11 protein-coding genes are annotated in these 9,327 nt (G+C 60.3%); 8 read left to right on the top strand and 3 right to left on the bottom strand.

The features are described from left to right. The 4 genes from pgk to fba form a co-directional block, all read left to right on the top strand. The coding region (gene pgk / locus L9Z73_RS19075; RefSeq protein WP_247404056.1) for a phosphoglycerate kinase at positions 1-523 on the top strand (523 nt) is incomplete at its 5' end. A 29-nt stretch (positions 524-552) separates the two neighbouring features. Then, the gene (locus L9Z73_RS19070) at positions 553-780 is read left to right on the top strand and encodes a hypothetical protein (protein ID WP_247404053.1); all 228 of its coding nucleotides are present in this window, start codon (positions 553-555) and stop codon (positions 778-780) included. Positions 781-840: 60 nt separating this feature from the next. Then, complete coding sequence (locus L9Z73_RS19065) at positions 841-1,173, top strand: MliC family protein (protein ID WP_247404051.1); 333 nt, start codon at positions 841-843, stop codon at positions 1,171-1,173. Between the two features lie 312 nt (positions 1,174-1,485). Continuing rightward, positions 1,486-2,550, top strand: a complete 1,065-nt coding sequence (gene fba / locus L9Z73_RS19060; RefSeq protein ID WP_247404048.1) for a class II fructose-bisphosphate aldolase — start codon at positions 1,486-1,488, stop codon at positions 2,548-2,550. Positions 2,551-2,788: 238 nt separating this feature from the next. Here fba and L9Z73_RS19055 read toward each other — a convergent pair whose 3' ends face one another. Continuing rightward, on the bottom strand, positions 2,789-3,454 hold the full coding sequence (locus L9Z73_RS19055) for a polysaccharide lyase family 7 protein (protein WP_247404045.1): 666 nt from the start codon (positions 3,452-3,454) through the stop codon (positions 2,789-2,791). A gap of 312 nt (positions 3,455-3,766) precedes the next feature. Here L9Z73_RS19055 and L9Z73_RS19050 point away from each other — a divergent pair, with 312 nt between their 5' ends. The 3 genes from L9Z73_RS19050 to L9Z73_RS19040 are packed head-to-tail and all read left to right on the top strand — an operon-like array spanning position 3,767 to position 6,732. Then, positions 3,767-5,872: a putative bifunctional diguanylate cyclase/phosphodiesterase gene (locus L9Z73_RS19050; RefSeq protein WP_247404042.1), complete on the top strand. Its 2,106-nt coding sequence runs from the start codon at positions 3,767-3,769 to the stop codon at positions 5,870-5,872. A 43-nt stretch (positions 5,873-5,915) separates the two neighbouring features. Beyond that, positions 5,916-6,416, top strand: a complete 501-nt coding sequence (locus tag L9Z73_RS19045) for a M48 metallopeptidase family protein (protein WP_010207148.1) — start codon at positions 5,916-5,918, stop codon at positions 6,414-6,416. A gap of 19 nt (positions 6,417-6,435) precedes the next feature. Continuing rightward, the gene (locus L9Z73_RS19040) at positions 6,436-6,732 is read left to right on the top strand and encodes a winged helix-turn-helix domain-containing protein (protein ID WP_247404038.1); all 297 of its coding nucleotides are present in this window, start codon (positions 6,436-6,438) and stop codon (positions 6,730-6,732) included. A gap of 115 nt (positions 6,733-6,847) precedes the next feature. On the opposite strand, the gene L9Z73_RS19035 is transcribed toward L9Z73_RS19040, so the two are convergent. After that, positions 6,848-7,300 (bottom strand): GNAT family N-acetyltransferase, encoded by a 453-nt coding sequence (locus L9Z73_RS19035; RefSeq protein ID WP_247404035.1) that lies wholly within the window; start codon positions 7,298-7,300, stop codon positions 6,848-6,850. Between the two features lie 202 nt (positions 7,301-7,502). Between L9Z73_RS19035 and L9Z73_RS19030 the strand changes: the two genes are divergently transcribed. Next, a complete protein-coding gene (locus L9Z73_RS19030; protein ID WP_247404032.1) occupies positions 7,503-8,240 on the top strand; it encodes a substrate-binding periplasmic protein in 738 nt (245 codons plus the stop codon). Positions 8,241-8,244: 4 nt separating this feature from the next. Here L9Z73_RS19030 and L9Z73_RS19025 read toward each other — a convergent pair. After that, positions 8,245-9,327, bottom strand: a 1,083-nt coding sequence (locus L9Z73_RS19025; protein WP_247404030.1) for an FUSC family protein, incomplete at its 5' end; no start/stop codon positions are given.

The following is a 9,327-nucleotide window of genomic DNA, read 5'->3' as shown; positions in this document are numbered from 1 at the left end:
CGGCGGCATTGCCAACACGTTCCTGGCCGCAGCCGGCCACCCGGTGGGCAAGTCGCTGTACGAGCCGGACCTGCTGGACACTGCGCGTGCCATCGCCGCCAAGGTCAGCGTGCCGCTGCCGGTGGACGTGGTCGTGGCCAAGGAATTCGCCGAAAGCGCCGAAGCCACGGTCAAACTCATCGATGACGTAGAGGCCGATGACATGATCCTGGACATCGGCCCGCAAACCGCGGCCAACTTCGCAGAGCTGCTGAAAGCCTCCCGGACCATCCTGTGGAACGGCCCGGTCGGCGTGTTCGAGTTCGACCAATTCGGCAACGGCACCAAAGTGCTGGCCAAGGCTATCGCCGAAAGCTCGGCATTCTCCATCGCCGGCGGCGGCGACACCCTGGCGGCCATCGATAAGTATGGCGTTGCTGACCAGATCTCCTACATTTCTACCGGTGGCGGCGCGTTCCTCGAATTTGTCGAAGGCAAAGTCCTGCCTGCCGTTGAAGTCCTGGAAAGCCGAGCCAAAGGCTGAGGCGGGCGATCAGGAAAAGGAGCATTCCCATGATCAAGTCGTTGGCACTGGTGATCGCAGCGGGCCTGTTGGCCGGCTGCGGCAGCACGCCGAGCGCGGCGCCGGCGCCTGGAAAAGCGCCGCCTGCGCAGAAAAAAAACTGCTACCAGGCCGATTGGCAAGCCGAGACCATGCCGGTGATCAACAAGCGCATGGGCAACGAACGGCTAGAGAAATACGACTCTGCGCCCAACGGTCAGGAACAGGGTTGCCCTTGACGGGTCTGATCAACTAACCGACTGCAACGCAGCCCTTGGGCCTGCGTGCGAGGATTGGCAATGAAAGGCGTTTTCGCCCTGGCAGCACTGGCCCTACTGGCCGGTTGCAGCAGCATGAACATGTTCAACAAGGCAGAGCCTGCTGACAAATGGACGACCTGGACCTGCGACAGCAAGGCCGAGGTCAACTGGCGCTTTGCCAACCCGGCCCGCACCGAAGTGGACGTCCGTCTCGGCGGCTCGCCCCAGGTTTACCGCCTCAAGCAGGACGTGGCGGCGTCGGGCGTGTTGTACAGCAACGACCAGTTGGCGTTTCACACAAAAGGTGAGGAAGGCCTGGTTTACTGGGTTGCCACCGACGATTTGATCGGGCGCGGCTGCAAGGCCCAGTAAACAGAACACGGTCTCAACATTAATGAGACCAAAATGTGGGAGGGGCGGTGCGACGATTCGACTTGCCCCCGATAGCGTTGGGTCAGCCACCCGCGATGTCGACAGGTAAATCGCCGTCGCGGGCAAGTCGAATCGTCGCACCGCCCCTCCCACATTGATACGGTTTCAAAGTGATGTCGGCGTTGAGTCCGGCTCACAAAAAACGATTCAGCCAGCCAGGCATGCAAAGCCTGACCGGCAATAACTTGAATAGCAGCCGCCGCTACGGCAGGCTTGCACGATTAACGACCCTCGACCGGGAGAGACAACACAATGGCACTTATCAGCATGCGTCAAATGCTGGACCACGCAGCCGAGTTCGGCTATGGCGTCCCAGCTTTTAACGTCAACAACCTTGAGCAGATGCGCGCCATCATGGAAGCCGCTGACAAGACCGACTCTCCAGTGATCGTCCAGGCCTCGGCCGGTGCGCGCAAATATGCCGGCGCCCCGTTCCTGCGTCACCTGATCCTCGCCGCGATCGAAGAATTCCCGCACATCCCGGTGTGCATGCACCAGGACCACGGCACCAGCCCGGACGTGTGCCAGCGTTCCATCCAACTGGGCTTCAGCTCGGTGATGATGGATGGCTCCCTCGGCGAAGACGGCAAGACCCCGACTGACTACGAGTACAACGTGCGCGTCACCCAACAAACCGTGGCCCTGGCTCACGCCTGTGGCGTATCGGTTGAAGGCGAGCTGGGTTGCCTGGGTTCCCTGGAAACCGGCATGGCCGGTGAAGAAGACGGCATCGGCGCCGAAGGCGTGCTGGATCACAGCCAGATGCTGACCGATCCGGAAGAAGCTGCCGACTTCGTCAAGAAGACTCAGGTCGACGCCCTGGCCATCGCCATCGGCACCAGCCACGGCGCCTACAAGTTCACCAAGCCGCCTACCGGCGACGTGCTGGCCATCGACCGCATCAAGGAAATCCACAAGCGCATCCCCAACACCCACCTGGTGATGCACGGTTCTTCCTCGGTGCCGCAAGAATGGCTGGCGATCATCAACCAGTACGGCGGCGACATCAAAGAAACCTACGGTGTACCGGTTGAAGAAATCGTCGAAGGCATCAAGTACGGCGTGCGTAAGGTCAACATCGACACCGACCTGCGCCTGGCGTCCACCGGCGCGATGCGTCGCCTGATGGCCACCAACCCGAGCGAATTCGACCCACGTAAATTCTTCGGCGCGACCGTGACGGCGATGCGCGATGTGTGTATCGCACGTTATGAAGCGTTTGGTACTGCGGGCAATGCTTCGAAGATCAAGCCGATCTCGTTGGAAGCGATGTACCAGCGGTATTTGAAAGGTGAGTTGAACGCCAAGGTGAACTGAGCCTCAGGCGTTTAAAAAAGAAGCCCGCAGCGATGCGGGCTTTTTTTTGGCCGGGATTTGATCAGCTTGCAGGTCACGCTCGGCGAAGTGTGTAGGACGGACCCTTAACCCTCCGTCGACGCAGGACACATGTGGGAGCCGGGCTTGCCCGCGATGGCGGACGGTCAAACAGCTTATCCGGTCACTGACCCACCGCCATCGCGGACAGTGCCGACTTAAAAATCAAACAAGCCTGCGTTCACTCGTGATCGATATCCAGCTTGGCAAACGTCACCCGTGCACCTTCCTTGCTGTCGCCACTGTTGTCCTGCACATACGTCCCCGCCTTGAAATACAGCAGCTTGCTGCCCCATGCCGCGCCAATGCGTTCGTTCCACTCATCGTCGGCGGCGTACACGCTGAGCAAGCCGGCTTTATTGAGGTTGATGGTGTACGTAAATCTCTTCTCCAGCGGCACATTGGAGGCGACGATGATCACCCGGCTTTCATCCTCGTCCGGGCGCATGCGGACCTTGGCGACGATGTTGCCGGTCTGGGTTTTTTCCTTGAACTGGTATTCCAGCTTGATCAGCGGTTTTTGGCTGTCATAGGCGTGGATCTGGCCGATGACGATTTTCCCGGAGGAGGGCACCTGATTGACGGTCAATGTGGCGCGTAGATAATTGTCGGCTTCGGGGTAGGTCCAGTTGCGCAGGCGACCATCGGCGTAGGTTTCACGCAGTTCGCTGCGGGGGTAAATGGCGTTTTCGGTGCGAGTGCCGGTGACGGGTGTCCAGAATTGCACGTTGCTGCCTTCGGCCTGGAAATATTGGTCGTTGAAACCATTCATCAGCTTTGGGGTGTCGATCGTCGTGGGGGGCGAGCCGACCGGAATGCTTAGGTTCCAGGTGGAAAGATCAATCATGGCGTAGGCCTTTTTACAGATAGGTGTAGGCTTTGGCCCTTGGGCCAGACAGCATCTTTATAGGCGGTAGCCCACCGCTTGTTAATCAATGACTGGCAAGTTATTGGCGCCAAGGGAATGTCAAAAAGCCATGTTCCGCATGAAACGTGGGCTGTAGAGGTTGACCGTTAGTCGGCTTACCAGTTTTTGGCGCAATGATGGCACCCGCGTCACTTCTGATTTTTGGGAACCAAGGCTAGAGTGAGACCTCAGTGCTTGCCTGGTTTTTCTGTCAGAACTGACCGATGCGGCACCTTAAGGAAGAGACGTAGCATGGAATGCGCTCCACACCCAGGCGATGGTGGTTCGGTTCTTCTGGTGGTCGATGACTACCCGGAAAACCTGATCAGCATGCGTGCCCTTTTGCAGCGTGATGACTGGCAGGTGGTGACCGCCGGTTCCGGCCTGGAGGCTCTGGATCTGTTGCTCCAGCACGAAGTCGACTTGGTGCTGCTCGACGTAATGATGCCCGGCATGGACGGTTTTGAAGTCGCCCGCCTGATGCGCGGCAGCCAGCGCACGCGCATGACACCGATCATCTTTCTGAGCGCCAATGCGCAATCGCCGGCTGCCGTGCTGGAGGGTTATGCCAGCGGTGCCATCGACTACATGTTCAAACCCTTCGACCCGCATATTCTCAAGCCCAAGGTTCAGGCGTTGCTGGAGCACCAGCGCAATCGCCGGGCCTTGCAGCGCCTGAGTCATGACCTGGAATCCGCCCGCGCCTTCAACGCCTCGGTGCTGGATAACGCCGCCGAAGGCATCCTGGTGGTCAGCGAGGCGGGCGTGATCGAGTACGCCAACCCGGCGATTTCGCGTCTGCTCAATGCCACGCTCCATGAACTCAACGGCCAGGATTTCCTGAGTTTCCTGCAAAAACCCCATGTGCCGGCCTGGCTTGAGTCGCAGATGTGCGCCAGTTACCGCCAGGGCGAAACCTGGCGCTTGCACGATGCGATCTTGCGCACCGGACGTGGTCAGCAGGTGCCGGTGGCGCTGTCCTGTGCGCCATTGCCTGCCGAGCGAAAGGCGATGGTGGTGACCGTGTTGGACATGTCCGAAGTTCGCCATTTGCATCAACAACTGGAATTCCAGGCGGTGACCGACCCGCTGACCGGCTTGTTGAACCGCCGTGGTTTTTACCAGGCGGTGGAAAACTCGCTGCTGCGCAGTGATCTGACCGAGCAGTCCTTGGTCTTGCTGTATCTGGACCTCGACGGCTTCAAGCGGGTCAACGACTCGCTGGGGCATGACGCCGGTGATCGGGTGCTGCGCTGGGTCTCGGAACAGTTGCAGAGTTGCCTGCGTTCCTACGACATTCTCGGACGCATGGGCGGGGATGAGTTCACGGCGTTGCTGGAGCTGGAGTTCCCCGAGCAGGCAGCGAAGATTGCCGAGAAACTGATCGAGCGCGTGTCTGTTGGCCAGCAGGTTGACGGTTTGGAGGTGATGCTCGGGGTCAGCATCGGCATCGCCACTTTCCCGGATTGCGGCTCGGACTTGAGTGGCCTGTTGCGTGCGGCTGACATCGCCATGTATGAAGCCAAGCGTGCGGGGCGTCAGCAATATCGCTATTACGATCAGGAAATGAACGGCCGTGCGCGCTCGCGGCTGATGCTCGAAGACAGCGTGCGCAGCGCCATCCAGAACAAGGATTTCACCCTGGTGTACCAGCCCCAGGTGTCCCTGGAGGACGGCCATCTGCGTGGCGTCGAGGCATTGTTGCGCTGGCAGCACCCGAGTGTCGGCGATGTACCGCCGGGGCTGTTTTTGCCGCTGCTGGAAGAGGCGCGGCTGATCAGTCAGTTGAGCGCCTGGATCTACCACCAGGTCGCTTCCCAGCGCCAAGCGTGGCAAGCCACGTTCGAGGATGAGCTGGTGTTGAGCGTGAGCCTGAGCGGCAGCCAGTTCAACATGCCCAACCTGGCGAGCCAACTGCAGCAGGTGCTCGACCGACACGGGTTGCAGGGGCGCCAGTTGGAAGTGGAAATCGGTGAGGACAGCCTGATGCATAACCTCGAAGAGTCCGCCAAGCAGCTCAAGTTGCTGCGCGCGGTCGGGGTGCGCATCGCCCTGGATGACTTCGGTTCCGGCCACTGTTCCCTGGCCCACCTGCGCGACCTGGAATTCGACACGCTCAAGCTCGACCGCCAATTGATCGCGTGCCTGCCGGGCTCGGCGCGGGATGCGGCGATGGCCCGCAGCATTATCGAGTTGTGCGGGCATTTCGGCGTGCTGGTGGTCGCCGAGGGCGTAGAGACGCAGGAGCAAGCCCAGTGGCTCAAGGCCAATGGTTGCGCGTTTGTCCAGGGACCGTGGGCGGCGCAACCGTTGATGGCCGAGGCGGTGGTTGACTGGTCGCGCGCCCGTTCCGGTTGAATTCGCTACACTGGCGCCCATTCGAACCCTGTTGCAGACCTCAATGACCGCACTGAAATACCTCCAGGCTTACCCCGCAGCCCTCCAGGAGCAAGTGCGCCAACTGATCGCCAAGGACCAGTTGGGCGCCTACCTGGAACAGCGTTACCCCGAACGTCACGCCGTGCAGAGCGACAAAGCCCTGTACGCCTACGCGCTGGCCTTGAAACAGGAGCACCTGCGCAACGCGCCGGCCATCGACAAAGTGCTGTTCGATAACCGCCTTGATCTGACCCACCGCGCCCTCGGCCTGCACACCACGATCTCGCGGGTTCAGGGCGGCAATCTGAAGTCCAAGAAAGAAATCCGCATCGCCGCGCTGTTCAAGGAGGCTGCCCCGGAGTTTCTGCGCATGATCGTGGTACACGAGCTGGCGCACTTCAAGGAATCGGACCACAACAAAGCGTTCTACAAACTCTGTGAGTACATGATGCCGGGCTACCATCAGGTGGAGTTCGACCTGCGTGTGTACCTCACGTATCGCGATCTGCAGGGCAAACCCTGACTTTCCAAGGCGGTTGACCATGGATGTGAGCAAGACCAAAAGCAGCTTCTACCGCCGCCTGTACGTGGCGTATTTGATCGACAGCCAGCAGGCCAGCAGCGTGCCGGCGCTGACCGAGGTGACGGGCATGCCCCGGCGCACCGCGCAGGACACGATTGCGGCGTTGGCGGATCTGGATATCGTCTGCGAGTTCGAGCAGGAAGACGGCGCGCGCAATCATGCGGGGCATTATCGGATTCGCGATTGGGGCGCGATTGATCGGGGGTGGATCGAGGCGAATCTTGCGTCGATCAAACAGGTATTGGGTTATCCCTGAGCCTTGGCGGTCGCTGGGCTGACGCTATCGCGAGCAAGCCCGCGCCCACATTTAACCGCGTACACCGTTTGGAGTGCGCTCGAATGTGGGAGCTGGCTTGCTCTCGATGGCGCCATCAGGCACGCCGCATGCCGATGTGGGGAATATCGTCTTCAAGGTATTGCTCACCCACCACCAAAAAACCATACCGCCCGTAATACCCCTGCAGATGCGCCTGGGCTGAGAGAAAGATCGGTGTCTCTGGCCAGATATCGTCAATCTGCTTGAGCGTTTCTTCCATCATCAGATGCCCCAGCCCGGTGCCGCGAGCCATCGGTGCCACGATCACCCGGCCGATCACCACATCCCCGGCCTGGGTCTCCGGGTCCAGCAGGCGCAGGTAGGCCACCAGTTCATCGTCTTTCCAGGCCATCAGGTGGTGAGTATCGCCTTGCAGGTCCTGCCCGTCGATGTCCTGATAGAGGCACTTTTGCTCGACGACGAAGACCTCGCTGCGCAGGCGCAGAATGGCGTACAGCTGTTCCTTGCCCAGCTCGGTGTGATGTTTGCAGACCCATTCGACTGTCATAGTGCGGTTCTCTTGGAAGTGTCTGTCCCGGATAGTAAGCGCGGTAGGCACTTCTGTCTAAATCAGCTATTTTTGTCAGTGACGTCAATCTGCCATCATTGTGTGCATTCAGCGTCGGGTTCTTTGTGTAATCTGAGCTACTGTTAGATCCTCAGGCACTGCCTGAGTCAAGGCCACCACCTGCCCGCCAAGGATTTTAAGCATGCCGCGATGCTCTCGTGCCGTTGCTTTGATTGGAATGTTGTTGATGGCCCAGCCGGCGTTCGCGCAGCGTCTGCGCCTGGTGGCGGATGCCTGGCCACCCTTTACCGATGCCACCTTGATCAATGGCGGGCTGGCTACCGATATTGTCAGCACGGCCTTGGCCCGCGCCGGTTATGCCAGTGATTTCGAGCAGGTGCCTTGGGCCCGCGCGTTGATGGGCGTCGGCGATGGGCGCTACGACGTGTTGGTCAACGCCTGGTATGACGACGCGCGCACGCATCTGGGGCAGTTTTCCGCTAAATACCTGATCAACCGCTTGGTGTTTATCAAGCGCCGCGACGATCCCATCGAGTTCCAGAACCTTGAGCAATTGCACGACTACCCCATCGCCGTGGTGCGCGGGTATGCGTATTCAGCAGCATTTGACCAAGACACCCTGTTACAGAAAATCCCGGTGCATAACTTCGCCATGGCGGTGCGCATGCTCGTCGCGCGTCGGGTACGCCTGACGGTGGAGGACGAATACGTCGCCCGCTATTACCTGGCACAGGAGTCGCCGCGGGTGCGTAACTCGGTGGAGTTTTTGCCGCAGTCGTTGAGTGAAAACAGCCTGCATATTCTGGTCAGCCTGAAGAACCCCGAGCATGAGCAGATCGTTGCCAGCTTTGACCGCGAGATTGCCAAGATGAAGACTGATGGCAGCTATGCGCGGTTGATGAAGCAGCACGGGATGTAGGGGCCTACTCCGCGCTGGTGTCTTTGATCAGGTGCGCCGCCAGGGTGCGCAATGGCCCCAACTGCCGGCAAATCAACGCCAGTTGCGTCTGCACCAAACGCTGTCCTTCATCGATTTCATCCGGCATCTGTTCCAGATCGGCGGCCAACGCTTCCTCGGCATCGCTCTGAATCGCGATTGGCTGTTTACTGGCCAGCCCCGTGGCGATTTCGTCTATGCTCGCCGCCAGGGTTTTCCCCGCGCCGTCGATCAAGTGCTCGCGCACGTCGGCCGGCAGTTGGGTTTCGCGGTGCGCGCCGAGCCCCGACAGGTAGCTGAGCAAGGTGTGGGACAGCACCAGGAAGCGGAAGCCCACATCGGCTTCCTTTCGGAAGTGCCCCGGCTCCATCAGCATATTCGCCAGGGTGGTGGACAGCGCCGCATCGGCGTTGTGTGCGTTGCGTCGAGCCAGGCGATAGGCGAGGTCGTCGCGTTTGCCGGCGGCGTATTGCTGCATGATCTGGCGCAGGTAGATGCTGTTGCAGGTCAGGGTGTTGGCCAGCACTTTGTTCAGGCGCCGGCCTTGCCAGTCCGGCAGGAACAGGAACACGGTCAGGCCGGCAATCACGCTGCCGATCAAGGTGTCGAACAGCCGTGGCAGGAACAGCCCGTAGCCATCGCCCACCTGGTTGAAGCAGAACAACACCATCAAGGTGATTGCCGCCGTGGCCAGGGTGTAGCGGGTGGTGCGGTTGATAAAGAACACCAGGCCGGCGGCGATGGCGAACATCGATTGCACCAGGGCGCTGGGGAACAGGTCGAACAGCGCCCAGGCCACGGTGAGGCCGATGGCGGTGCCGATGATCCGCTGGCCGAGCTTGCGCCGGGTGGCGCCGTAGTTGGGCTGGCAGACGAACAGGGTGGTGAGGATGATCCAGTAGCCCTGGGAGGCGTGGATCGCATGCAGCGTGCCATAGCCGATGGTCAACGCGAGGGCCAGGCGTAAGGCGTGGCGGAACAGCAGCGAGGTCGGCGTGAGTTGGGTGCGCAGGCGCGTCCACATTTCTTTGAGGTTGCGCGGGGCGCGATCGAGCAGGTCGCTGTCAGT

This window comes from Pseudomonas emilianonis (assembly GCF_023072625.1).
Taxonomy (GTDB): domain Bacteria; phylum Pseudomonadota; class Gammaproteobacteria; order Pseudomonadales; family Pseudomonadaceae; genus Aquipseudomonas; species Aquipseudomonas paraveronii.
Note: the sequence above shows the minus strand (reverse complement) of the source record. Positions and strands in the feature narration are given on the sequence as shown.

What these genes read in the sequence shown, in the direction of transcription:
- L9Z73_RS19065 (WP_247404051.1), top strand. Translation starts at nt 841, where the DNA reads ATGAAAGGCGTTTTCGCCCTGGCAGCACTGGCCCTACTGGCCGGTTGC.
- L9Z73_RS19055 (WP_247404045.1), bottom strand. Translation starts at nt 3,454, where the DNA reads ATGATTGATCTTTCCACCTGGAACCTAAGCATTCCGGTCGGCTCGCCC.
- L9Z73_RS19035 (WP_247404035.1), bottom strand. Translation starts at nt 7,300, where the DNA reads ATGACAGTCGAATGGGTCTGCAAACATCACACCGAGCTGGGCAAGGAA.
- L9Z73_RS19040 (WP_247404038.1), top strand. Translation starts at nt 6,436, where the DNA reads ATGGATGTGAGCAAGACCAAAAGCAGCTTCTACCGCCGCCTGTACGTG.
- L9Z73_RS19045 (WP_010207148.1), top strand. Translation starts at nt 5,916, where the DNA reads ATGACCGCACTGAAATACCTCCAGGCTTACCCCGCAGCCCTCCAGGAG.
- L9Z73_RS19050 (WP_247404042.1), top strand. Translation starts at nt 3,767, where the DNA reads ATGGAATGCGCTCCACACCCAGGCGATGGTGGTTCGGTTCTTCTGGTG.
- L9Z73_RS19030 (WP_247404032.1), top strand. Translation starts at nt 7,503, where the DNA reads ATGCCGCGATGCTCTCGTGCCGTTGCTTTGATTGGAATGTTGTTGATG.
- fba (WP_247404048.1), top strand. Translation starts at nt 1,486, where the DNA reads ATGGCACTTATCAGCATGCGTCAAATGCTGGACCACGCAGCCGAGTTC.
- L9Z73_RS19070 (WP_247404053.1), top strand. Translation starts at nt 553, where the DNA reads ATGATCAAGTCGTTGGCACTGGTGATCGCAGCGGGCCTGTTGGCCGGC.